This window comes from Microbispora hainanensis, assembly GCF_006874475.1.
Taxonomy (GTDB): Bacteria; Actinomycetota; Actinomycetes; order Streptosporangiales; family Streptosporangiaceae; genus Microbispora; species Microbispora hainanensis.
Map to the genome: position 1 here is coordinate 80,432 of NZ_VIRM01000006.1, position 23,423 is coordinate 103,854.

Genomic DNA, 23,423 nt, shown 5'->3' on the forward strand with positions numbered 1-23,423 from the left:
GGCATGTGTCCCTGGTGTGCCCCGTCACGGGCTGCCGGGCTGTGCCCCCTTGCTGTGCCCTTGCTGTGCCCTGTCATGGGCTGCCGGGCTGTGCGCGGCTCGCGCCTCCGGTGGCGCGCAGGTCGGCCTCGATCCTGGCGGCGGTGGCGAGCAGCGGGGGGAGCAGGTCGCGGCGGGCCGACTCCACGGTGGTGCGGCTGGCGTGTGAGGAGATGTTCACCGCCGCCACCACCCGCCCGCCGTGGTCCCTGATCGGCGCGGCGATGGAGCGCAGCCCCTCTTCCAGTTCCTGGTCCACCATGGCCCAGCCCTGGGTCCGTACCCGGTCCAGCGCGGCGCGCAGGGCGACCGGCGAGGTGGTGGTGTGCGGGGTCAGCCGCTCAAGCCCGGCGCGGCCGAGGTAGGCGTCGAGTTCCTCGGGAGGGAGCCCCGCGAGCAGCACCCGGCCCATCGAGGTGCAGTAGGCGGGGAAGCGGGTGCCGATCGCGATCGTCACGCGCATGATCCGGGCCGTCGGCACGCGGGCCACATAGACGATGTCGGTGTCGTCCAGCACGGAGACCGACGCCGACTCGTGTACCTCGGCGACGAGCCGTTCCAGGTGCGGCAGCGCGACCTCGGGCAGGGAGAGGCTCGACAGGTAGGCGTAGCCCAGCTCCAGCACCCGGGGCGACAGCGAGAAGAGCCGCCCGTCGGTCCGCACGTAGCCCAGGTCCGCGAGCGTCAGCAGAAACCTGCGCGCCGCGGCGCGGGTGAGACCGGTCTTGCGGGCCACGTCGCTGAGCGTCAGCTCCGGGCTCGCGACGTCGAACGCCCGGATCACGGCCAGACCCCGGGCCAGCGACTGGACGTGCTCCTCCGCCATGACCGCCCACCTCCCGACCGCACCCTAGCGCCGCCCGGCTGCGGCGGGGAGGACGGGCCGGGAGAACGGGCCGGGAGAACGAGCCGGGGGACAGGTGGGAAACGGGTGGGGCGTGCGACACCGGCCGGTAGGGTTTGGCGAATGATGAGCGGGATCAAGGCCAATCGGGGAAATTTGCTGCTGGTGGGCGGTTTCGTCGTGGCGGCGCTCAACCTGAGGCCCGCTCTCGCGGGCGTGTCACCGCTCCTCCCGGCCATCATGCGGGACCTCGGCCTCAGCCCCGCCGGTGGCGGCGCCATCACCACGGTGATGGTGGTGTGCCTCGGCCTGCTCGCCCCGGTCGCGCCCGCGCTGGCCACCCGGATCGGGCTGGACCGCACGCTGCTGGCCGGTCTGCTCGTTCTCGCCGCCGGTGTCGCGCTGCGTAGCGCGGACGGCGTGCCCGCCCTGTATTGCGGCGCCGCCCTGGCAGGCACGGCCATCGCCGTCATGAACGTCGTCATGCCCGGCCTCGTCAAGCAGCACTTCCCCGGCAGGGTCGGGCTCTTCACCGGCCTGTACGTCTCGGTCATGGTCAGCGGGGCCGCGATGGCCTCGGCGGCGATGGTCCCGCTCGCCGGGCAGGTCGGCTGGCGGGTGGCGGCGGGGTCGCCGGCCCTGCTCGCGCTGGTGGCGGCGGCCCTGTGGTGGGTGGCGCGCGTGAGGACGACCGGGCAGGACGCGGCGACGGCCGGGAAGGACGCGCCGGGGACGACCGGGCAGGACCCGGCGACGGCGATGGCAGGGACCGGCCGTCCTCGGCCCGGCGACCCCGACCGTTCCCGGCCCGGTGAGCTCGGCGGTTCCCGGCCCGGCGACCCCGGCGGTTCTCGCTCCGGTGAGCCCGGCGCCCCCGGCCACCGGCCGTACGCGACCCTGCTCCGGGCGCCGGCGACGTGGGCGGTCATGGCGTTCATGGGCCTGCAGTCGCTGACCTTCTATGTCGTGCTGGCCTGGCTGCCCACCGTGTTCCAGGCCGCCGGCCTGCCCGCGGACGAGGCGGGATATCTGCTGGGCCTGACGAACCTCGTGCAGATCGCCGCCGCGCTGGTCGTCCCCCTGCACGCGGGCCGGGTCCGATCCCAGGCGCCGCACGTGGCCCTGGCCGCGCTGCTGACCGTCGGCGGCTATCTGGGCGTGCTGCTCGCGCCCACCACCACGCCGTGGCTGTGGATGGTGGTCCTCGGGCTCGGCCAGGGGGCCTCGATCGCCCTCGCCCTGCTGATCATCACGTTGCGGGCGCCCGATCCTGCCTCGGTGACCGCGCTGTCGGCGGTCGCCCAGTCGAGCGGCTACGTGCTGGCCGCGATCGGGCCGCTCGCGTTCGGCCTGCTGCACGAGCTGTCCGGCGGCTGGACCGTGCCCCTGCTCGCCGGGCTGGGGGCCTGCGTCCTCCAGTTGGCGTCGGGCGTGCTGGCCGCCCGCCCTGCGCCTCTGCAGACGGGAGAGCCGGAACGGGCGGGATAGTCAACGCGGCAGCCGTTCGAGGTCGATGGCGATGGGGAAGGGAGAGCCCACCGAGAGGCGGCCGTGGTGGACCCCGGTCATCTGATAGCCGGTGCGGTCGGCGTCGAGCTCGAAGGAGTAGACGAAAGGCCGGAAGCCGGTGCTCTCGACCCGCCAGAAGTGGGGGATGCCGGCCGCCGCGTAGTGCCGCGGCCGCATGTCGCGGTCGGATTCGGCCGCGTCGGGGCCGATGACCTCGATGACCAGGCGCACCTCTTCGGCGAGGTAGCAGGTCCTCCGGTCGTCGGAGGCGGCGAGGTCGTCCACCAGGGACACGTCGGGACGGGCGCGCCGATCGGGCCCCAGCAGGACGTCCATCCGGCTGACCGCCACCAGGTCGCCCGGGACCTGCGCGTTCAGGGCCGTGCGCAGGCCGTACGTCATGCGCTCACGGAATCGGGTCTGGGGGCCCGAGGAGATGAGGCCGGCGTCGAGATGATCGTCCTCAGGGCGATCGGCGTCGAGATGATCCGCGCCGGGGCGGCCGGCGCCGGAGTGATCGGCGTCGGGGTGGCCGGCGTCGAGATGATCCGCGCCGGGGCGGCCGGCGCCGGAGTGATCGGCGTCGGGGTGGCCGGCGTCGTCCTTCCCGTCCCGCCGCTCGTCGGCGAGGGGCCGGAGCCGGGAGAGCCGATCGGAGACGCCCCCGGCCCCGCCTCCCGGGCGGGGCTGGAGCCAGTCATCGAGCACGCTGGTCATGGCAGAAGCCTAGCGTCACCGTCTGTGATGAACGAACTACTCACCCCGCCCTAAGCCGGGTCGAGCGGGCGCAATTCGTCGGCGTACCCGACCGAAAGACGCCGCATGGTCCCGTCATCGGTGATGGAGTACTGCCCCATGCGCCACAGTGGTGGCGAGTACGCGTGGATCGAGACCGAGCCCGGCGCCTCACCGGTCAGCCGGTGGATGTGATCGGGCCCGAACGAGAAGGCGTCGCCCTCCGCGACTCGCGTCTCCAGGTGGACGCCGCCGATGCGCGGGTTGCACTCCTTCAGCTCGCCGGCCACCACCTTGACCGCGCCGGAGGAGACGTCGTGGTCGTGCCAGCCGGTGTCGTCCCCGGGCCGCCAGCACAGCAGCCACACGTCCACGTACGAGTCGCGGTGCAGCGAGACGTAGTGGCGTCCCCCGTCCTCCGCGCCCTCGAAGCTGAGGTGGTGACGCCACAGCTCGGGCCGGCTGGCCAGGTCCTCGACCAGGGCGAGCAGCTCACGGCGGTCGAGCGCGCGGGCGGGCAGATCGCCGAAGGGGGCTGTGGGATCGGCCGGGGAGGCGCACAGTGCGCCTTCCTGGATCGTGGGCGTGCTCATTGGTGCGACTCCTTCCGGGACAGCAGGCGGCCGGGATTGGCCACGCGTACGGCATGATCGATGGCTCGTTGTGCGGGGTCGCCGGGGTCCGGCCACGCCGATTCGGCGTACGGCTGGTCGCTTCCGGCGACGAGGACGTCGATCCCGAGTTCGCGGATCACCGCGTCGGCGGCCCGGGGGCCGTAGGACGACGTCTCGAGGAACAGATCGGGGTCCACCAGGCCGCGTCCGGTGGCGCCCCGGGCCAGCTGGCGCTCCCGATGCAGCGGGGCCAGCCCGGCCAGCAGCGCGAAGCACACCTTCAGCCGGGGATGCCGGGCCCGGCCGAACGCCTCGAACGCGTACCAGGCGGCGTGCATCTGCTGCACGTACGGCACGACGGCGGCCCACCAGGCGGGGCCGGACGCGGCGGTGGCGGGGCCGGGGTGGACGAACAACGGCAGGCCGCGCTCTTCCAGCACGTCGAGCAGCGGAGCGGCCTGGGTCAGCCCTCGGGCATCGCCGAGCGCGGTCGCCGGAAGCTGCAGCCCGGCCATGCCGTCATCGAGGTCGAGGGTGTGCGAGAGCCGTAAAGGATCGGGGTCGGTCACCGGGGCGGCGGCCCAGGCCCCGAACGGCGCGGGCAGCGCGCGGGCGTCGGCGTGATAGGCGTCGATGAGCGGCCACGCCTCCTCCGGCGGCAGGTGCTCGATCCCGAGCGGGCTCGACAGGGAGACGAGGGCCAGGTCGAGGTGGGCGTTGCGCTTGCGCCGGAGCTCCACGTCGTGGTCGGCCGGATCCACCTCGTACGGCGGCTCGCCGTCGAGGACGAGCGTCCATTCGTCCAGGAACGGCGGGCGGGTGCGGCGGCGCAGCGCGTCGACGAGGGACGGCGTCCACAGGTGCTGGTGCACGTCCACGCTCATCGGCCGGTCCTTTCAGGAAGTCCTAATTCCCTACTCAGAATACATGCTTTCCGGACGGGTGTGGCCCAGGGGCGGATGACGCACCCGCCCCTGAGCTGGTCAGTCGTCGCCGAGGATCATGTTGAGGACCCAACTGATCACGCCGACGACGATGGCGCCCCAGAAGGCGGCCACGAACCCGTCGACATGGAAGGGGAGTTCGAACTGCTCGGCGAGCCAGCTCGTGAGCAGCAGCAGCGCGGCGTTCACCACCAGGGCGAACAGGCCGAGCGTGAGCACGTAGAACGCGCAGCCGATCGTCTTGATGATCGGCTTGATGACGGCGTTCACGAGGCCGAAGATCAGCGCGACCGCGAGGAGGGTGCCGATCTGCTTGGCGGTGGAGCCGGCGCTGACGGTGATGCCGTCCACCAGCTTGGTGGACGCCCACAGGGCCGCGGCCACCACGATGATCTTGAGTATGACCTTCACCTCAAGAATCCTTCCACGGCGCGGCAAAGAGTGCGCGGTTCACGTGTGGCCGGAATGGGCGGCCCCCGCCGATGGCGGGAAGGAGCTGCGCCGATGCCGGGGGGCGGCAAAAAGCGTGTCCGGGTTTGGCGGTCTTTCTTCCACTTCGTGGGTATGAGCGGCAAACCTGGGGGAAACCGACGAGTTGGGGGTGAGGTCGGATGGACGTCGAAGAGCTCGAGTCGCTCCCCGCGAAGGAGCTTCACGACCGCGCCGTGCGCTACGCCGTACGGCACGGCGACCTGGGATTCCTGTGGGATCTGCTGAAGGTCATCCCGGCGGCCGAGGCCGCCAGCGGCAACAGCGACGAGACCGCGAACGACCTCAGCAGAGTCTCGGCGCTGCTCAGCGACGCGATCGGGGCGGGCGAGGGCGAGCTCGGCGACGCGCTCCGGCCGGTGTATGTCGAGTATCTGTCCAAACACCCCGACGCCTGAGCATCGGGACAAACGCTCAGCAACTTCTCATCTCCGCACGTCACAATGATGGCGTGGTCAAGACACAGGTGCTGGTCGTCGACGACGAACCCGAGGTCCGTGACGCGATCGCGCGGGCGCTGCGCGTGGAGGGGTACGGCGTGGCGACAGCAGGGGACGGCATGGGCGCCCTCGACGCCATCGACGGCGCGGCGCCCGACCTCGTGGTGCTCGACGTGCTCATGCCGGGCATGAACGGCATCGAGGTCTGCCGCACCCTCCGTGGAGACGGCAACCGGCTGCCCGTGCTCATGCTGACGGCCCTGGACGGCATCGGCGACAAGGTGGCCGGTCTCGACGCGGGTGCCGACGACTACCTGGTGAAGCCGTTCGCGCTGGAGGAGCTGTTCGCCCGGGTGCGCGCCCTGCTGCGCCGCGCCGCGCCGCCCCCGGAGGCCGGGTTCGCCGACCTGGTCCTGCTGCCCGACAGCAGGCAGGCCCGTCGCGGCCGGCGGCTCATCGACCTGACCAGAACCGAATATGCCCTGCTCGACCTCCTGATCCGCAACGGCGGCCAGGTGCTGACCCGGCAGCTCATCCTCGAACGCATCTGGGGCTACGGCTTCCGGCCCGGGTCCAACCCGCTGGAGGTCTACATCGGTTATCTCCGCAAGAAGACCGAGGCAGGGGGCGAACCGCGGCTGATCCACACCGTCCACGGTCTCGGATACGCGCTCAGGGAGCCCGTCACCGGGGAGGGCTCTTCCGCCGGGGAGGTCCATGGGGAGGTCCATGGGGAGGCTCATGGGGAGGCTCCGTGAAGCTTCGCTGGCGGCTCGCGATGGCCTCCGCGCTGGCCGGCGCGGTGAGCGTGATCGTCGTGATCGTGGCCGCCTACGTCATCACCTGCCGCCGGGTCGACTGGGCGATGGACCATTACGGGACGTACGAGCGCTACGGAGGCTACGGCGATCCACCTCCCAACGGCGTGCTGGCCGCCCTCGCCGACGTGGACGACCTGGGCTGGCCGTTCTTCGCCGTGGCACTCGGCGGCCTGGTGCTGTCGGGGGCGCTCGGCTGGCTGGCCGCCCGGGCGGCGCTGCGGCCGGTCAACGCGCTCAAGGACGCGGCGGGACGGGTGGCGACCACCCGCGACCTGACCACCAGGATCGACGTGACGGGGGACGACGAGCTCAGCAGCCTCGCCCGCAGCTTCAACACCATGCTCGACGCCCTGGAACGCTCCGCTAAGTCGCAGAAGCGCCTCGTCGCCGACGCCTCCCATGAGCTGCGCACCCCGCTCACCGCGCTGCGGACCAATATCGAGCTGCTGATGAGAGGCGACCTGCCGAAGGAGGTCCACGACGAGGTGAGCCGGGCCGTGATGAGCGGCCTGGAGGAGCTCACGGCGCTCGTCTCCGACGTGGTCGAGCTGGCCCGCGACGAGGAGCCCGCCGTACTCGTGGAGAACGTGCACCTCGACGAGCTCGTGGAGCGGGAGGTCGCCAGGGCGGCCAGGCACTGGCCGTCGACCGCATACTCCGTGTCGGCGGAGCCGACGGTGGTGCGGGGAGTGCCCGACCGGCTCGCCCGGGCCGTCGCCAACCTGCTCGACAACGCGGCCAAGTACAGCCCGGCCGGCGGCCTGGTCGAGGTGTCGCTGCGGGGCGGCGTGCTGACGGTGCGCGACCACGGCCCCGGCATCTCCCCGGACGACCTGCCGCACATCTTCGACCGCTTCTACCGCGCGCCCTCCGCGCGGGCGCTGCCCGGATCGGGGCTGGGCCTGGCCATCGTGGGCCAGGTCGTGGACAGCCACGGCGGCAACGTGTCGGCCAGTGCCGCCCCCGGCGGCGGGACGCTCGTACGGCTGGCGCTGCCAGTAGGGTGAGGTCATGGCCTCTGTACGCGTCGAGCGGACCGACAACGGGTTCGTCGCCCGCAACGAGCGCGGCGCCGAGATCATGTTGGGCACCGACGACGGCCTGTTCAGCCCGGTGGAGCTGCTGCTGGCCGCCGTCGGCGGGTGCAACGTCATGACGGTCGAGCCGCTCACCGCCAAGCGCGGCCACCGGCTCGTACGGCTGGCCGTCGAGGTCTCCGCCGAGAAGGAGAGCCCGACGCTGCTGCGCTCGGTCACCGTGACCTACGACGTCGAGCTGCCTGCGGGAGACTCCGACGAGGTCTTCAAGGCCGTCGCCGAGCGGGTCCACGAGCGCCACTGCACGGTGAGCCGCTCGCTCCAGAAGGGCACCGAGGTCAAGCTGGATCTCGGGGGGTAGCACGGGCCGGCGGGGCCCGCCCGGATGTAGGCCGGAAATCAACCTGCCTATGACGACTTCATGAAGGGCCCCCTTGTAGTGTTGAAGCAAGTCCTCCGGGAGAGGACGACAGACTTTCTCGATAAAGGACGCGGATGGGGGAACCGTGTCCGGAAAGCGGGGGACCCGCCGGTGCCTTTGGGGAGGGCATTCCTGGCGGAACCGCTTTGATCCGGAGCCGGGCAGTTGGGGGACTGCCCGGCTCCGGCATTTCCTGGGTTCTGTACCCGTTCTCCTCCCGTCCGTCCCGTCCCCTTTCCGCTGCTCCCGCCGGTCACCGTCCCGCTGCTCCCGCCGTCGCGGTCGCCGCGAGCGGGCCTCGCCCCGGCCGCCCCTGGGGGAGCCCGGAGTCCTCTTGTCGTCTTGGGTGTCCCAGGAACGTCGGCCAAGTCGGTCACTGCGCCGGAAGCGACCTCCGGTCCTCGCGAAGCCCGCTCCGCTGGGCCTTCGCCGCGGTCCTCGCTCCCTTCCGCTCCGCTCCCTCCACGAAAATGCCTGGCAAGCCCGGAACTTCACGGGCCCGTGCTGGGCCTTCGCTCCCTCTATCCCTGTGAACGTTGAGGGACACCGCAGCAGCCTGAGACCGGGCGTCGTCCCGGCCGTCCCGGGAAATGGCCTTTGCCTTGGTATACCGGCGGTCTTCCTCTCGCTCAGCGGTTCCGCCTTTGCGGCGGGTTGCTCTATCGCGCCGTCCCTGGTGATTTTCTTTGTGGTCTCTTGCCGTACGGGCCTCGCGCTTTGCCGTGCATGGATGGCGCACTCCGTCACGTACCGTCAACATCACAAAGGCGGGGCGGCGAGCCGCAGACGCTCTTGGGGTAAACGGGGTCAGAGGTAGATCTTCTGGGCCCTACGCGACTTATGCTTTGCTCTGTCCTGACTCGTCCTGTAGTGTCCTATTTGCCGCCGACCGGTGGCTGGATTGGACTTGGAGAGGAGATCACCGTGGGTGACCCCACACCGACCTCTGAGCCAAGGCATCTCGGATCACACGTCTGACTTACGACGGCCTTCCGGCCGATCGCCATAGCTTCAGCGCACACGCCTCCGGGTGAACGACTTCTCATGCCCGGACACGTGGCCCGTCTTCGCGGTCTGCCGCATGCAGGTCCCTAGATGACGCATGGCCATTTTCTGTCGTCTCACGAAAGATCCCCAGCCCTGATGAAGACTCTGTTTGACCTGCGTGGCAACCGACGCCTCACCGCCGCGGCGACGCTCGTCGGTGCGGCGGCCGTCACCGCGTCCCTCGTGGCCGCCGTGCCCGCGCCCGTCGAGCAGCCGGTCAAGGAGGCCGCGAAGGTGACCGCCGCCCTGCCGGCGGGCCAGCCCTCCCTCGCCATCCCGGCGCACGAAGAGGTCCTGCTCCAGGGCAGCACCACCGGCTCCTACTTCTGGGACGACTCCTCAGGCCGCCAGGGCGACACCGGTCTCCCGGCCATTGGCAAGCCCATGCAGCAGGGGTTGTTCGCCAGCCCGAGCTGGCCGCTCGGCACCGAGGGCTACATCTTCTACAAGGGCAAGATGGCCAAGTTCTTCATCGGCGACCGGGGCCCGGGCGTCCCGTCGGACAGCGGCGTCATGCTCGACATCGACGGCAAGACCTTCGCCGAGCTCACCGGCACCGCCTGGAACGAGGACACGCTGACCATCAGCGGCGACCAGGGTCACATCCCGATCCAGTACGTCGTCACCAAGTGGGGCGACGGACCGGGTCTGCGCGGCGAGCCGATGCCCTTCTCCAGCGGTGCCTGGCGGAGCTGAGCCACGACATTCCGATCACCGAGCGATGTGCGCGACCTTCGCGGGACTGCTAAGGTTACGGACATCGCGGGCGCCGCTAGCTCAGTTGGTTAGAGCAGCTGACTCTTAATCAGCGGGTCCGGGGTTCGAGTCCCTGGCGGCGCACCAGACGAAAGCCCAGGTCGGCACTGCCGACCTGGGCTTTCTCCATCTCTGCGGCATTTTCCCTGTCTCTGTGGTGCTTGGGGCCCCGCCTTCCCGTCCGCCGGCCCGTGACCGGCAAAGCGCAGGGCCCGCCCGGACCGTCCAAGGCGAACGTCGTGCTGGAAAGCCCGGCCGGAGGCGCCTGCCTGCCGTTGCCGTTGCCGTTGCCGGTGTCGCTGGCCGCTGCCTGGTGCCCTGCCTGGTACCGCTGCCCGTGTCCGAGCGTGCCCGCTGGCTGTCCATAACCGGTCGCCGGGCCGCCCACCGCCCGCCGCCGCCTGCCGCCGCGCGTCCACCGCGTCGCGCGCCGACTGTCCGCTGAGCGGTGCGCCGCCGGGCTGTTCACCGAGCGGCACGCCGTAGGGCGCCGCCTGTCCGCCGGGTCGCACCCCGCCGGGTGCGGCCTGTTCCGCCGAGTGGCACGCCGCCGGCGCCAGCTGTCCGTCCAGTCGCGCGCCGCCGGGCACGGGTCTGTTCACCGAGTGGTATTGCCGCCGCGCGTCGCCTGTCCACCAAGTTGCGCGCTGCCGCGCGCCACCTGTCCACCAACGCGCCACCTGTCCACCACGTTGTGCGCAGGTAGCAGCAGGCGGGGGCCCGGTTGTCGCCTGTCGCCCCGTTCCTGATCTCGCGCCGCTCGCGGGCGCCGAGGGTGCCCTGCACCAGCCGGATGGCCGGGGTCGAGGGCGAGCTCGGCGGCGCCTGCGATGTCCGTCTCGTGGCCGGGGTCGGGCTCCCGGAGGCAGGGTGCGACCCGCTCGTGGTCAGCACTCCGCTCTCTCGATCCCGGAGGCAGCGCGTTAGGTTGTGACCCCACATTTCCGCTGGTCAGACTTGTTTTCGAGCACGTGTTCGGTTAATCTCTGAGGTAGTTGATACGGGTGAGCTTGTTTGGCGTTCTGGTCTGTGGCCTCTGTGCCGGTTGAGAAGTAGCCGAGTCTGTGTGAGTAAGTCCCGGTCCAGGTGACCGGGAGCCCATAGTCCTTTCGTCTCCGGCCCGTGAAGGAGGTTCCCGCCAATGCCAGGTCTGTACGCGTCCGCCTTGTTCCGGGCGCACTCCGCGCCAGCCAGGGCTCAGGGACGGCCCGGGCAGTCCGTACCGTCCGTGGCTCGCATGCCTGGCACGCCCTCTTCGTCGCGTGTGCCGTCTGCTTCTGATCGTGCCCGCTCCTCCTCTCCTCCCAGGGTGAGCGGGGCCGGCTCGTTCGCGCCGCGGCGAACCGCGGTTCCGATTCCGGACGGGCTCACGATGACACCTCCGGGCGCCGAGCTGGCCGGGCTGCTCGCCGAGGTGAATGTGGAGCGCGTGTCGGGGTTCGACACGGTGGAGGTGCTCAAGGCGGCCTACCGGCAGGTCTGCCATGACCGGGCGTGGTTCTTGCGGGCTTTGCTGGAGGTGGGACTGCGGGACTCGTTCTCCGGCGACGAGGTGGTGCGGTTGGAGGTGCCGGATGAGTTCGGCCCGGATGAGGCACGGGCAGCGCTGGTGTGGTCACGCCGCCGCGCCGATTCAACCTTCGAGCTGGCCTGGAATATTCATCGCCGGTTGCCGATCCTGGGCGAGGCGATGCTGGCCGGGACCCTCGACGAACCCCGGGCGGTGGCTTTCGTCCGCTGGACCGTGGGGTTGACCGACGAGCAAGCCGCGCTGGTATGCGACCAACTAGTGCCCCAGGCGTCGTCCTGGACGGTGGGAGAGTTGATCGAGCGGATCCAGCGCCTTGCGCTGGCGATAGATCCCGCCTGGGCCGAGCGCCGATACACCGAGGCGGTACGCCGCCGTCGCGTGGTGGGAACCCGCAGCGAGGACGGCACCGCGACCGTGTCCGGGCTGGATCTGCCGCTGGACCGGGCGGCGGCCGGGTGCGACCGAATCGACGAATTGGCCCGGGCGTGCAAGCGGGCCGGTGACCGTCGTCCGATCGATCACATCCGGGTGGACCTCTTCCTCGGAAGCCTGGACGGCACGTTCGAGGGGATGTCGGATGAGGAGATCGTCACCCACGTCCTTTGCCATCCCTTCCACGACACCCTCCCCACTATGGAAGACGATGACGGTAGCGCCCCCGGTGATGACTACAGCGGCGAGAGCAGCGGTGACGGTGACGACTCTGACCGCCCCGGAGGCGGTGGCGGGGTGCCCCCCGGTGCGGATCCCAATCTTCCTGGCGGTGACAACCGCGTCGATGGCCATGGCGGGGTCGGTAGCAGCGAGGGCGCCGGAGGTACCTGGGGCACCGGGAGCAGCGATGACGCCCCTGACCGCCCCGGCGGCGGCATGCGTCCTGACGCTGACCTCGATCAGCCGGACGGCGGTCGCATCAGCGGGTCCAGCGACACGGACGACACCGGCGGCACCGGCGCCATTGACAGCACTGGCGGCACTGATGGCACTGATGGCACTGACGGCTCGGCTGATGCCGACAGCGGCGCGGCCGAGCGCGACCATGACGCCGAGCCGTGTAGCCAGCCGGGGGATGGGCCCGGCGGACTGTCGCCCGCGAGCGGCTCACACTCTACGGAGTCGCACCCGGCAGGGTCGGAGGAAACAGCGCCTCGTGCGCCCACACCGGATCACGAAACCGGGCAGGGTAGGGCCGAATCTGACAAGCGAGTGCCCAGCCGGCCAGCGCCGGACACGCTCGTGCCTGACAAGGCTGAGCTCGACCGGCCAGGGCCCGACGGGCCAGCCCCCGACATGGCTGGGCTCCACAGGCCAGCGCCGGACCCGCTCGTGCCCGACAAGGCTGAGCTCGACCGGCCAGGGCCCGACGGGCCAGCCCCCGACATGGCTGGGCTCCACAGGCCAGCGCCGGACCCGCTCGTGCCTGACAAGGTTGGGCCTGGGCCAGCGTTCGGCAAAGCCGGACCCGACAGGCCGACGCTCAATAGGGCTGGGCTTGCCAGGCCTGCGCCCGATGAAGCTGGGGCAGACCGGGCGGGGTTCCAGCATGCCCAAGCTCAGGCACAGGCGGATGCTGATCTCCAGGTGGGCACCGCAGGGTGGACGGTGCGGGAGATCCGGGTAGAGCTCACCACGCTGCTAAGCCTGGACGAGCATCCCGCCCATCTGCCCGGCTGGGGAGTCATCCACCCCTTCCTGGCCCGGCGCATCGTCGCGGGCATGCTCGGCGGGCAGTGGCGGTACGCCATCTGCTACGACAACGGTCACCTGGCGTTGACCGGGCTCATCCGGGCTCGCCCTGACACCCCCGGCCGGAAACGCCCCGCCCGTGACCGGCGGCGAGGCGGCCTCGTCGAACTGCAGATCACCCTCAGGCACCTGCGGATGTTGGCAGCCCGGCCCGCCTGCGACCTCGGAGCGTGGGCGCCGGTCGTCGCCGAGTTGTCCGCCCACGCAGTCTCCCTCCTGGCGACTGGCGAGGGGGCAACCGCTTCTGACGGCGCTGCCCCTGTGAGCGCCGCCCCTGTCGGCACTGCGCCCGCTGGCACTGCGCCCGCTGGCACTGCGCCCGCCGGCACTGCGCCCGCCGACACTGGGCCTGATAGCGCCGCCCTTGCCGGCCGGAGCTGCACCGTGCAGAGCAGTCCCACACAGGGCAGTCCCACACAGGGCAGTCCCACACAGAGCAGTCCCACGCAGAGCGGTCATGTACAGGACCGCGATGAAATCGGCGCCCGGAACGAGAGCCGGCGCGAGGACCGGCACATGAACGGCATGGCGGACGGGGGAGCAGAGGGGGTGGCGGGCGGCGCGGCCGATTCGGAGCGGCGGCGTCAAGCCGGAGCAGCCTTACGACGCTATGTGCAAATACGGGGCCGGGTCTGCTCCTGGCCCGGCTGCCGCACGCCCGCCACCCGGACTGACCAGGACCACATCCTTCCGTGGGCGGAGCAGGGGCCTACGAAGGCGGAGAACCTGCACCTGGCTTGCCGCCACGACCACCGCGCCCGGCACCACGGCGGCTGGCGCGTCAGCACCGCGGGCCCTCACCTGGTCGTCTGGACCAGCCCGCTTGGGCACAGGTACCCCAGTCCTCTTCCTAAGATCATCATTCCCGCCTGCAGTCCCCATCCCCGCAGTCAGCCCAGCCCGACGTCCTACCGGTACCTCGACGACCTCCCCGAGACCCCCACCATGGCCCCGGCCACTGAGCCGTCACTCCCGCAGGAGGCTTCCGAGCCGGAGACGGGAGCCGCCACGCCGCCGATGCCGGACGGCGAGGCCGGGACACACGGATCCGAGGCCGGGGCGTATGGATCGCTGCTCGGAGGCGAACGTGACGAACCACCCTTCTGACACCTCCCGCGCCCGACAGGACAGGGCGGACACGGAGGGGGCCGGACACGGAGGGGGCCGGACACAGAGGGGCTGGACACAGAGCGGGCGGCAGGGATGAGGCGTGGATCGAGAACCTGCCGTCTCCGGCGCCTGCGAGCAGGCACCCGCCGAGGGGAATCCGCGGGCCGACCGGGGAGAGTCCATGGGACGAAAGGCGCAGCGGGGGTGCGCGAATAATGACGCGGACAATGACCGAGTCCGATGCGCTCATAGGATGGGCGTGGGGTGCCGGGAAGTCTGGTCGGCGGTCGTCGAACCGAACCCGGAAACGGAGCGTCATGGCCCCGACCCGCCGCCTGTCTGTCCTCGGTCCCACTTCCCGGGCCGAGACCCATCGCATCGCCGACATCCTGCGCAAGGAGACGATCGGCGGCGCGTTGCTCCTGATCGCCGCCGTCGCGGCCCTCCTCTGCGCAAACTCGCCGTGGTCCGAGGCGTACGAGGGGCTTCGCTCGGCGACGATCGGGCCGGCCGCATGGCACTTGGACCTCAGCCTGGCCAAGTGGGCCTCGGACGGGCTGCTGGCGATCTTCTTCTTCGTCGCCGGCCTGGAACTCAAGCGCGAGTTCGTGGCCGGGGACCTGCGCGATCCTCGCCGGGCCGTCGTTCCCGTCGCGGCGGCCGTCGGCGGTGTGGTCGTCCCGGCCCTGCTCTACCTGTTGGTCAACTCGCTCATGGACGGCGAGATGCGGGGGTGGGCGACCCCGACGGCCACCGACATCGCGTTCGCACTGGCGGTGCTCGCCGTGGTGGGGCGGCGGCTGCCCGCAGCGCTGCGCACGTTCCTGCTCACGCTGGCCGTTGTGGACGACCTGCTGGCCATTGTGATCATCGCGGTGTTCTACACGTCGCATCTGTCGGTGCTGCCGCTGCTGGCGGCGCTCGTGCCGCTCGGTGTCTTCGCCGTGCTGGTGCAGCGGCGGGTGCGCTCGTGGTGGTCGCTGCTCCCACTGGCCGCGCTGACCTGGGGGCTGGTCCATGCCTCGGGTGTGCACGCGACGGTGGCCGGGGTGCTGCTCGCCTTCGCCGTCCCGGTCCTGCGCAGTGAGAAGGCCGGTGGTCCGGAGGCGGGGCCTGGGCTCGCCGAGCACTTCGAGCACCGGTTCCGCCCGATCTCGGCCGGAGTGGCCGTGCCGCTGTTCGCGTTCCTGTCCGCCGGGGTGCCGCTCGGCGGGCTGGGCGGTGTGACGAACCTGCTCGCCGACCCGGTGTCGCTGGGCGTCGTCGTCGGGCTCGTCGTGGGCAAGCCGCTGGGGATCATGGCGGCTACCTGGCTGACCGCCCGCTTCACCCGTGCGGACATCGACGAGGGACTGGAGTGGGTGGACGTTGGCGGGCTGGCCATCCTCTCCGGCATCGGGTTCACGGTGGCCCTGCTCATCGGCGAGCTGGCGTTCGGCCTCGGCACGGCACGCGACGCCCAGGTGAAGCTGGCGGTTCTGACCGGCTCGCTGGTCGCCGCGCTATTGGCGACGGTGGTGCTGCGGCTGCGCGACCGGGCGTACCGGCGGGCCGCCGACGCCGACGCCGAAACCGGCACCGGCACCGAAGCCGCCGGGTTCGCGGCCGAGTCGGCTTGATCGGCGACCCGGTCCTGACCGCCGTCGCTGTCGACGTGCGGTTGCCGCGCGCCCCCGCCGTGCGCCCCCGCCGTGCGCCCCCGCCGTGCGCTTCCGCCGCGCGCCCCCGCCGTGCGCTTCCGCCGCGTGCGGCAGTCGTCCGGCTCACCGGGCTTGGCACACTACCCGGGCCGGGCGTGAGCGGGGGCACGAGCATCCGATCCACGCCGACCTGCCAGGAGAGCCGGCCGCGTTCACCTCCTGACGATCACCAGGTGACGGGCAGCGCCTGGAACCCTCCGGCCAGCCTGTCGGTGTGCGCCCTCAGCTCCTCGTACGGCACCGCGAGCGCCAGCGTGGGGAAGCGCGTGAAGAGGGTGCCGAAGACCGCACGCAGCTCGATCCGGGCCAGGGACGCCCCGAGGCAGTGGTGCGGCCCGTGGCCGAACCCGACGTGCGGCTGGGGATCGCGCCGGCGGATGTCGAACGTGTCGGGGGCGGGATAGACGCGCTCGTCCCTGTTGGCCGCCGGGGTGGACAGCATGACCAGTTCACCCGCGCGGATCCGCACCCCCGCGACCTCGACGTCCTCGTGCGCGTAACGCACCAGCCCGTGTTCGCTCGGCGAGGCCACCCGCATGATCTCCTCGACCGCGCCGTCCACGAGGGTGGGGTCGTGCAGCAGCGCGTCGCGCTGGGCGGGGTTGCGCAGGAACAGCAGCACGCCGTAGTCGATCTGGTTGACCGTGGTCTCGTGGCCGGCGAACAGCAGACCGCCCGCGATCCTGGCCACGTCGTCCTCCGGCAGCGAGGCCTCCGCCAGGTCGGAGTAGACGTCCTCGCCGGGCTCGTCCCGCTTCGCCTTCACGATCTCGTAGGTGTAGGTGTTCATCTCCAGCTGGGCCGTGGCGGACCGCTCGGGATCGGTCAGGTCGGTCATCGCCTCGGCCATGGCCCGGAACCTGGCCCTGTCCTCGTACGGCACGCCGAGGAGCTCGCAGATCACCTGGATCGGCAGCGGGAGCGACAGGCCGGCGTGCAGGTCCGCGGGCGGGCCCTGCTCGGCGAGCCCGTCGAGCAGGTTCCCGACCAGCGACCCGATCCGGTCCGACAACCTTCGCATACGGCGCGCCGAGAACGCGGGGGTGAGCAGGCGCCGCATCTGCTTGTGGACCGACCGCTCCGTGGCGTACTGGCCGGTCGGGCCGCCGAGGAGGGCGTTGTTCGACAGGCGGGCCGCGGTCTCGGGGGTGGGGTGGGAGCGGCCGAACCTGTCGTCGGCGAACACCTGCCGTATCTCCTCGTAGCCCGTGATCAGCCACGCCTCGTCGCCCATCGCGGTCGTGACCTTGGCGATCGGCGCTCTGGCGCGTAGTTCGCCGAAGCCGGGGGATATCCCCAGGACGTCCGGCCGCTCGAACGGCAGCCGCGGGAGTCCGGGCATAAGTGACCTTCCCTTCGTTTTCGATGTAGGCCCTCTCGAATCTCTCCCCTGACTCTCTGTCCGGCAAGGTAGTAAAACCATGTCCGGCATGACCCGAGAGGCGACATTTGCCACACGCCACATGGCCGCGCCTGTTCGTGCCCGGGCAGCCGTGCCCCGCGAACACCAGCGTCGTTCCCGCGGCCCGGCATGAGACGGGTGGTACGGGAGGAACGGGGATCAAGTCGTGGTGAAGTCCCCGCAACCGGCGGGAGATCTTCGTCGGTGCCGGGGTGGCGGCGCCGCCGGAGGGGGGAGACCGCTTCTCACTACCAATCGTGTCCGGATGAGCACCCGTTGTCTCCCGGCACAGAGCCTGGAGGTGGTGACGAGTGCGGTTCTCAGCCGAGGACGCTGCCTGGAGACAACTGAGCAGCGAGTACGCCGGTCGCTGGTCGATCTGGAGGAGCGACGCCGGCCGCTGGTACGCGACCCGGCTGACCAGGTCGCTGTCCCGTATCGAGATGGACCGGGGCCTGATCATGACCGCATGCGGCGAAAGCGCGGAGGAACTGCGCGCCTTGCTCGCCGCGCAGGAGGGCCTGACGGGCAAGACGCTCTCCACGTGACGCCCAGGACGTGGGCCCGGTCCGTTGCCGGGCTCACGACCCTGGAACCCGCCGCGGCTCGGCCCTGAGGCTCCCCGCAGGGCCCCCTGCGGACGTCGTGGGACGGATGGGAAAATCCCTCTCATGACAGAACCAGTGGTTCGTGAAGCCGTTTTCCCGACCGGCACGCAGCACACGATCGCGGCGCACGGATATGCGGCGACCGTCACCGAGGTGGGCGGGGGCCTGCGCGCCCTGACGTACAACGAGCGGCCGCTGGTCATGTCGTTCCCCGCGGACGCGCAGCCGGTGGGCGGCGCCGGGCAGTTGCTGCTGCCCTGGCCCAATCGGGTGCGTGACGGCAGGTACGACTTCGACGGCGAGACCAGGCAGCTCGCGATCACCGAGCCCAGGACCGGCAACGCCGCGCACGGCTTCGCCCGCCTGATGCCCTGGACGGTCCTCGACCGCGACGACGCCTCGATCCGGCTCGGGCTGCGGCTGTTCCCCCAGCTCGGCTATCCCCACGTGCTCGACCTGACCGCGTCGTACGCCCTGGGGGAGGCGGGCCTGGAGGTCGAGGTGACGGCCGTCAACGTGGGGGAGGGCGTCGCGCCGTACGGCATGGGCGCGCATCCCTACCTCACCCTCGGCGAGGAGACGGTGGACGACGCCGTGCTCGAGCTGCCCGCGGCCGAGTGGACCCCGGTGGACGAGCAGAAGATCCCTGCCGGCCGTCGCTCGGTCGAAGGCACGGAGTATGACTTCCGTGAGGGACGCCGCATCGGCGGCACGGTGCTCGACACCCCCTACACGTCTCTGCGGCGCGACGGCGACGGGCTGGTGCGGGCCCGGCTCCGGACGGCCGACGGATTCCGGGGCGTGGAGTTGTGGGCCGGGCCCGGCGTCGAATGGCTCCAGGTCTTCACGGGGGACACGCTGGCCGAGCCCTACCGGCGGGCCGGAGTGGCGGTCGAGCCGATGAGCTGCCCGCCGAACGCCTTCGCGACCGGCGAGTGCCTGGTGCGCCTGGCCCCGGGGGAGCGGGTCGCCCACCGCTGGGGGATCACCGCGCTCGGCTGAGAGAGCAGGCCGGACGAAATGGGCCTTATGCGTCACAGTGGACATGCGAGATGATTCGGTCTGCGCGCATCGCACACCAAGGATGGTCGTATTTCAGCTATTTTCATGGCGAAGCCGGTCGTGTGGGCACGTTCCGCGGTCACGGTGGCGGGGCCGGGTGTGCCGGATGGGGCGCCGCTGACGTGCGCACTCCCGGCGCCCGTACGGAAGAGCGACGGCCTTTCCTCTTTCCCGTGCATCACGGAACGGGCATTGACCGGAAACAATCTTGTTTCTTTGAATTCACATGACTGCGTTGAGTGCCGTATCTTGAGCCGTGGGAGCGCTCCCATGAGCCTAAGGAGGCGCGCGTGACTCTCCCCTTCGGTACGGCGCCGGTCGACCCGGCCCCCGTCTGGACCGCGGAATGCCTCCTGCCCGCCGTCGGCGCGAGTGTCGCGGAGGCGCGCGCTCTCGTCCGCCGTGAGCTCGGCCGGTGGGGCCTGGGCGAGCTCGTGGACGACTGCTGCCTCATCGTGAGCGAACTCGCCTCCAACGTCGTACGGCACGGCGGGAACGTCTTCACCCTCCGGCTCGGCAGCAACGGCACCTGGGTGTACGGGGAGGTCTTCGACCAGGGCGAGGGTGTGCCGCTCCAGCGCGAGGCGGACATCGATTCGATCGGCGGCCGTGGCCTGCTCATCGTGGACGAACTCGCCGACGACTGGGGAGTGGCCAGCTCGGGCCGGAGCGGCAAGACCGTCTGGTTCCTGGCCGGCGCGGGCAGCCCGTCGCCGTTGCCCGTCGTCCCGCACCAGATGCGCATCGCCGTCGGCTGACCGGGCCACCTGATCCCTCCGAACCAACGCGCCCTAACCGACGCGCCCAGCCGGTCCGCCCGGCCGATCCGGCCTAACCGACGTGCCCGGCTGACCTGCCCGGCTCAGGTTTTCGCGCCGTCGAGACGCGCGAGCACCGTGGCCGCGATCTCCTCGGGCGTGTGGGTGGAGGGGTCGACCGTCAGATCCGCGACCTCGCGGAACCACGGCAGCCGCAGGTCGCGCTGTTCAGTCAGCATGCGTACGAGGTCGGGCTTGAAGTGCGGGCGGTGGGGGCTCGACTTCATCCGCTCGGCCAGCACCTCGGGCGGGCCGTCGAGGAAGACCACGAAGGCGGGGGCCAGCGCACGGCGCGTCTCCGGGTCCTCGACCGTGCTGGCGGCGGCCGCGACGACAGGGGCGGGACGGGCCTCCAGGGCGTCCCGCAGCACCAGCGCCTCCCGGGCGTGCAGCTCGTCCGCGCCCACACCGGCGGCCATCGCGGCGGCGTTCGTGCCGTACCTGGCCTCCAGATCGGCATCGCTGTCGCGCATGGGACGGCCGAGCGCGTCGGCGAGCAGCCGGGCGACGGTGCTCTTCCCCGCGCCCATGAGTCCCATCACCACGATGGGGGTATCGGTCATAACTCGCAATGCTGCCCTATGCGGGCAGTCGCATGCGACGTTTGGAATCCGTGGAGGGGATAGAGCAGAAGGCGAAGGAGGAAAGCCATGACCATCGCCGGAAGCATCATCCTCATCATGCTGGGGGCCATCCTCACCTGGGCGGTCGACTTCACCATCGCGGGCCTCGACATCCAGGTGATCGGGGTGATCCTCATGGTGGGCGGTCTGGCCGGGCTGCTCTTCGGTATCTGGCGCCTGACGACGGTCCGCCGCAGGACCACCGTCACCGCCGCCCCCGTGGACGCCACCGCCACCCGCCGCCAGGTGTACGAGGAGCGGCGCTACGACGACCCCACCATCTGACCCCCTCCGACCGACTTCCGACGGTTCAAAGGGAGGCATGGACCATGCCAGGACGTAAGGAACTGCCCTCGACCCTGGAGCGCTCGCCCAAGGAGGCCCAGGAGACGTGGATCAAGGCGCACGACTCCGCCGTCAAGACGTACGGCGAGGGCCAGCGCGCCCACCGTACGGCGTTCGCCGCGCTCAAGCACTCCTTCGAGAAGGTGGGCGACCACTGGGAGAAGAAGGCGGGGCGCGGACCGTCGGACGAGCAGGCGAAGAAGGGCACGCCGGAGCAGGGCAAGACGGCCGAGGGCGTCGACGCGAACGCCTCCAAGCAGCATCTCTACGACGTCGCCGGCCGCCTTGGCATCCAGGGCAGGTCGAAGATGACCAAGGAAGAGCTCGTGGAAGCCATCAAGAAGGCCAATCGCAGGGCGACCGCCAAGGCTCGCTGATCTTCCGTCACGCCGCCGCCGGCCGCCCCCGTGAGGGCTGCCGGCGGCGCTCTCACGCGACGGCGGCGGCGAGGCAACGACCTCCTGTCCATCGACCAGGCCGGGCACCGGCTGCCGACAAGGCCGTCGACCGGGCGCCGCGGCACCTGTCGCAGGCCGGTCTCGGCCATCTCCGGCTGGGCCAGCCGCTCACCACGTTGTCCGGAGGGGAGTGCCAGCGGCTCAAGATCGCCAAGGAGCTGCGCGACGCCGAGCGGCCCACGACGTACGTGCTCGACGAACCGACCACGGGCCTGCACATGAGCGACATCGACGGACTGCTCCGGGTCCTGGACGCCCTCGTCGACCGGGGGCACACCGTCATGGTCATCGAGCGTGGTCATCGAGCACAACCTGGACGTCATCCGGCAGGCCGACTGGCTGATCGACCTCGGGCCCGGCCCCGGCAGGCACGGCGGGAACGTCCTCTACCAGGGGCACGTCGCGGACTACCCGCCGGACGCGGGGACGCCGACGGCCCGCGCCCTCGCCGCCCACCGGTAGGCTCAGCGGGTCTCAGTGGAGCAGGGACAGCACGGCCTCGCGGATGGCGCCCCTGTCGATGCCGGCGTCCTCCAACTGCTCCCGGGGGGTCGCGCTGCCCGGCATTCCCGACACGGCTAGCTTGCGTACGGGCACCAGCACCGGCACAGGCGCGCCGGCCAGCGCGGAGAGCACGGCGTCGCCCAGCCCGCCCTCCGGCCAGTGGTCCTCCACGGTGACGACCCTCCCGGTCGCCCTGGCCACCTCGAGCAGCTCGGACGAGTCGAGCGGCTTGATCGAGTACGCGTCGACGACGGTGACGGAGACGCCGTCCTCGGCGAGCAGGTCGGCGGCGGCCAGGGCCTCGTGCACGGTGATGCCGGCGGCCACGACGGTCGCCTGGCCGCCGGTGCGCAGGATCTTGCAGCCGCCCACCGGGAACTCCTCGTCGGGGCCGTAGATCACCGGCGTCTCGCCCCGCGTCGTCCGCAGATAGCGGATGCCCTCCAGACCGGCCATGTCCGCGACCAGCCGGGCCGTCTGGTTGGCGTCACAGGGGTAGAGCACGGTGCTGCCGTGCACCGCGCGGAACGCCGCGAGGTCCTCCAGGCCCATCTGGGAGGGCCCGTCCTCGCCGATCGACACCCCGCCGTGCGAACCCACCAGGCAGATGCCGGCCCGGCTCACCGCCGCCATCCGGACGAAGTCGTACGCCCTGGTGAGAAAGGCGGCGAACGTCGCGGCGTAGGGGGTCCAGCCGCGGGCGGCCATGCCGACGGCGGCGGCCACCATCTGCTGCTCGGCGATGTAGAACTCGAAGAACCGCTCGGGGTGCGCCTTGGCGAAGGTCTCCAGCCTCGTCGAGTCGGCCACCTCGCCGTCGAGCGCGACGACGTCGCCCCGCGCCGTGCCGAGCGCGGCCAGCGCCTCGCCGAAGGCGGTCCGCGTGGCCACCTGCTCGCCCACCTCGTATTCCGGCAGGTCGAGCGTGCCGTCGGCGTACCGGTACGGCGTGGCCGGGGCGTCCGGCGGGGTGACCTCGACGGTGAGGGAACGCGGCCCGCCCAGCTCGTCGAGCGCCCGCTCGACATCCTCAAGCGGCTTGCCGTGCTTGCCCTCGCGGTTCTCCACGGCCGAAACGCCGCGGCCCTTGCAGGTCCTGGCGATGATCGCCGTCGGGCGGCGCCGGGCCGTCCGGGCGTCGGCGAGCGCGTAGTCGATCTGGCCGGGATCGTGGCCGTCGATCTCGATGGTGTGCCAGCCGAAGGCGCCGAGCCTGGCGGCGTACGCGCCGAGGTCCCAGCCGTGCCGGGTCGGGCCGCGCTGGCCGAGCCGGTTCACGTCGATGATCGCCGTGAGGTTGTTCAGCCCCTCGTGCCCGGCGTGCTCGAACGCCTCCCACATCGAGCCCTCGGCGAGCTCGCTGTCGCCGCACAACACCCAGACGTGGTAGGGCAGGCGGTCCAGACTGCGCCCGGTCAGCGCCAGCCCCACCGCGGCGGGCAGGCCGAAGCCCAGCGAGCCGGTGGCCACGTCGACGAACGGCACCCGGGGCGTGGGATGGCCCTCCAGGCGGCTGCCGCGCCTCCGGAAGGTCAGCAGCTCCTCGTCGGTGATGACCCCGGCGGCCTTGAGCATCGCGTACAGGAGGGGCGAGGCATGGCCCTTCGAGAAGACGAGATGGTCGTTGGCCGGGTTGGCCGGATCCGCGACGTCCACGCGCAGGTGACGCGCGAGCAGTACGGCCATCAGCTCGGCCGCCGACATCGAGGACGTGGGATGTCCCGAGCCGGCGGCCGCGGAGGCGCGCACCGAGTCCACCCGGAGCTGGGCCGCGAGTTCACACAGGAAGCGGTAGTCAAGCTCGTCCATCGCCCTCGACT

General features: G+C 71.2%; 22 protein-coding genes, 1 tRNA gene and 1 pseudogene. 16 read left to right on the forward strand and 8 right to left on the reverse strand.

The features are described 5' to 3' along the window. Nucleotides 1-73: 73 nt before the first annotated feature. Nucleotides 74-865: an IclR family transcriptional regulator gene (locus tag FLX08_RS07150; RefSeq protein ID WP_142617416.1), complete on the reverse strand. Its 792-nt coding sequence runs from the start codon at nt 863-865 to the stop codon at nt 74-76. Between the two features lie 141 nt (nt 866-1,006). Here FLX08_RS07150 and FLX08_RS07155 point away from each other — a divergent pair, with 141 nt between their 5' ends. After that, the gene (locus FLX08_RS07155; RefSeq protein ID WP_142617417.1) at nt 1,007-2,371 is read left to right on the forward strand and encodes an MFS transporter; all 1,365 of its coding nucleotides are present in this window, start codon (nt 1,007-1,009) and stop codon (nt 2,369-2,371) included. On the opposite strand, the gene FLX08_RS07160 is transcribed toward FLX08_RS07155, so the two are convergent. From FLX08_RS07160 to FLX08_RS07175, 4 genes are all read right to left on the reverse strand, one after another. Then, complete coding sequence (locus FLX08_RS07160; protein ID WP_142617418.1) at nt 2,372-3,109, reverse strand: Uma2 family endonuclease; 738 nt, start codon at nt 3,107-3,109, stop codon at nt 2,372-2,374. A 50-nt stretch (nt 3,110-3,159) separates the two neighbouring features. After that, entirely contained in the window at nt 3,160-3,720 is a 561-nt protein-coding gene (locus FLX08_RS07165) for a cysteine dioxygenase (RefSeq protein ID WP_142617419.1), read from the reverse strand. Continuing rightward, nucleotides 3,717-4,625 carry an amidohydrolase family protein gene (locus tag FLX08_RS07170; RefSeq protein WP_142617420.1) on the reverse strand — a complete coding sequence of 303 codons (909 nt, stop codon included), beginning with the start codon at nt 4,623-4,625 and terminating at the stop codon, nt 3,717-3,719. Before FLX08_RS07170 ends, FLX08_RS07165 begins: the two co-directional genes overlap by 4 nt. Nucleotides 4,626-4,724: 99 nt before the next feature. After that, complete coding sequence (locus tag FLX08_RS07175; protein ID WP_142617421.1) at nt 4,725-5,096, reverse strand: phage holin family protein; 372 nt, start codon at nt 5,094-5,096, stop codon at nt 4,725-4,727. A 200-nt stretch (nt 5,097-5,296) separates the two neighbouring features. Between FLX08_RS07175 and FLX08_RS07180 the strand changes: the two genes are divergently transcribed. The 8 genes from FLX08_RS07180 to nhaA all read left to right on the forward strand — a co-directional run bounded on the left by FLX08_RS07180 (nt 5,297) and on the right by nhaA (nt 15,702). Continuing rightward, entirely contained in the window at nt 5,297-5,572 is a 276-nt protein-coding gene (locus tag FLX08_RS07180; protein WP_030505988.1) for a hypothetical protein, read from the forward strand. 53 nt (nt 5,573-5,625) lie between these two features. After that, nucleotides 5,626-6,372 (forward strand): response regulator transcription factor, encoded by a 747-nt coding sequence (locus FLX08_RS07185; protein WP_142617422.1) that lies wholly within the window; start codon nt 5,626-5,628, stop codon nt 6,370-6,372. Beyond that, a complete protein-coding gene (locus tag FLX08_RS07190) occupies nt 6,369-7,442 on the forward strand; it encodes a sensor histidine kinase (protein WP_142617423.1) in 1,074 nt (357 codons plus the stop codon). Before FLX08_RS07185 ends, FLX08_RS07190 begins: the two co-directional genes overlap by 4 nt. A gap of 4 nt (nt 7,443-7,446) precedes the next feature. Beyond that, nucleotides 7,447-7,833 (forward strand): OsmC family protein, encoded by a 387-nt coding sequence (locus FLX08_RS07195; RefSeq protein ID WP_142617424.1) that lies wholly within the window; start codon nt 7,447-7,449, stop codon nt 7,831-7,833. 1,203 nt (nt 7,834-9,036) lie between these two features. Continuing rightward, on the forward strand, nt 9,037-9,636 hold the full coding sequence (locus tag FLX08_RS43230) for a hypothetical protein (protein ID WP_142617425.1): 600 nt from the start codon (nt 9,037-9,039) through the stop codon (nt 9,634-9,636). 70 nt (nt 9,637-9,706) lie between these two features. After that, nucleotides 9,707-9,783: transfer RNA gene (locus FLX08_RS07205), tRNA-Lys, on the forward strand. Between the two features lie 1,222 nt (nt 9,784-11,005). Further along, nucleotides 11,006-14,080, forward strand: coding sequence for an HNH endonuclease signature motif containing protein (locus FLX08_RS07210; RefSeq protein ID WP_142617426.1), 3,075 nt, complete (start codon nt 11,006-11,008; stop codon nt 14,078-14,080). Nucleotides 14,081-14,400: 320 nt separating this feature from the next. Beyond that, complete coding sequence (gene nhaA, locus FLX08_RS07215) at nt 14,401-15,702, forward strand: Na+/H+ antiporter NhaA (protein ID WP_142617427.1); 1,302 nt, start codon at nt 14,401-14,403, stop codon at nt 15,700-15,702. Nucleotides 15,703-15,949: 247 nt separating this feature from the next. On the opposite strand, the gene FLX08_RS07220 is transcribed toward nhaA, so the two are convergent. After that, complete coding sequence (locus FLX08_RS07220; RefSeq protein ID WP_142617428.1) at nt 15,950-17,125, reverse strand: cytochrome P450; 1,176 nt, start codon at nt 17,123-17,125, stop codon at nt 15,950-15,952. 371 nt (nt 17,126-17,496) lie between these two features. Here FLX08_RS07220 and FLX08_RS07225 point away from each other — a divergent pair, with 371 nt between their 5' ends. The 3 genes from FLX08_RS07225 (at nt 17,497) to FLX08_RS07235 (ending at nt 19,613) form a co-directional block, all read left to right on the forward strand. After that, nucleotides 17,497-17,733: a hypothetical protein gene (locus FLX08_RS07225; protein ID WP_142617429.1), complete on the forward strand. Its 237-nt coding sequence runs from the start codon at nt 17,497-17,499 to the stop codon at nt 17,731-17,733. 123 nt (nt 17,734-17,856) lie between these two features. Beyond that, nucleotides 17,857-18,795: an aldose 1-epimerase family protein gene (locus FLX08_RS07230; protein ID WP_142617430.1), complete on the forward strand. Its 939-nt coding sequence runs from the start codon at nt 17,857-17,859 to the stop codon at nt 18,793-18,795. 350 nt (nt 18,796-19,145) lie between these two features. Further along, entirely contained in the window at nt 19,146-19,613 is a 468-nt protein-coding gene (locus FLX08_RS07235; RefSeq protein WP_167530302.1) for an ATP-binding protein, read from the forward strand. 104 nt (nt 19,614-19,717) lie between these two features. Here FLX08_RS07235 and FLX08_RS07240 read toward each other — a convergent pair whose 3' ends face one another. Then, nucleotides 19,718-20,236, reverse strand: coding sequence for a shikimate kinase (locus FLX08_RS07240; RefSeq protein ID WP_208761301.1), 519 nt, complete (start codon nt 20,234-20,236; stop codon nt 19,718-19,720). Nucleotides 20,237-20,323: 87 nt separating this feature from the next. Here FLX08_RS07240 and FLX08_RS07245 point away from each other — a divergent pair, with 87 nt between their 5' ends. The 4 genes and pseudogenes from FLX08_RS07245 (at nt 20,324) to FLX08_RS43345 (ending at nt 21,561) form a co-directional block, all read left to right on the forward strand. After that, nucleotides 20,324-20,581, forward strand: coding sequence for a DUF6458 family protein (locus FLX08_RS07245; RefSeq protein WP_142617432.1), 258 nt, complete (start codon nt 20,324-20,326; stop codon nt 20,579-20,581). A gap of 44 nt (nt 20,582-20,625) precedes the next feature. Further along, on the forward strand, nt 20,626-21,018 hold the full coding sequence (locus tag FLX08_RS07250; RefSeq protein ID WP_142617433.1) for a ChaB family protein: 393 nt from the start codon (nt 20,626-20,628) through the stop codon (nt 21,016-21,018). Beyond that, nucleotides 21,018-21,248 (forward strand): annotated as a pseudogene (locus tag FLX08_RS43340) (hypothetical protein); the annotation flags it as partial. The gene FLX08_RS07250 and the pseudogene FLX08_RS43340, both read left to right, overlap by 1 nt. Nucleotides 21,249-21,393: 145 nt before the next feature. Next, nucleotides 21,394-21,561 carry a hypothetical protein gene (locus FLX08_RS43345; RefSeq protein WP_208761302.1) on the forward strand — a complete coding sequence of 56 codons (168 nt, stop codon included), beginning with the start codon at nt 21,394-21,396 and terminating at the stop codon, nt 21,559-21,561. Between the two features lie 12 nt (nt 21,562-21,573). On the opposite strand, the gene FLX08_RS07260 is transcribed toward FLX08_RS43345, so the two are convergent. After that, nucleotides 21,574-23,412 carry a transketolase gene (locus FLX08_RS07260; RefSeq protein ID WP_142617434.1) on the reverse strand — a complete coding sequence of 613 codons (1,839 nt, stop codon included), beginning with the start codon at nt 23,410-23,412 and terminating at the stop codon, nt 21,574-21,576. Between the last annotated feature and the right edge of the window lie 11 nt (nt 23,413-23,423).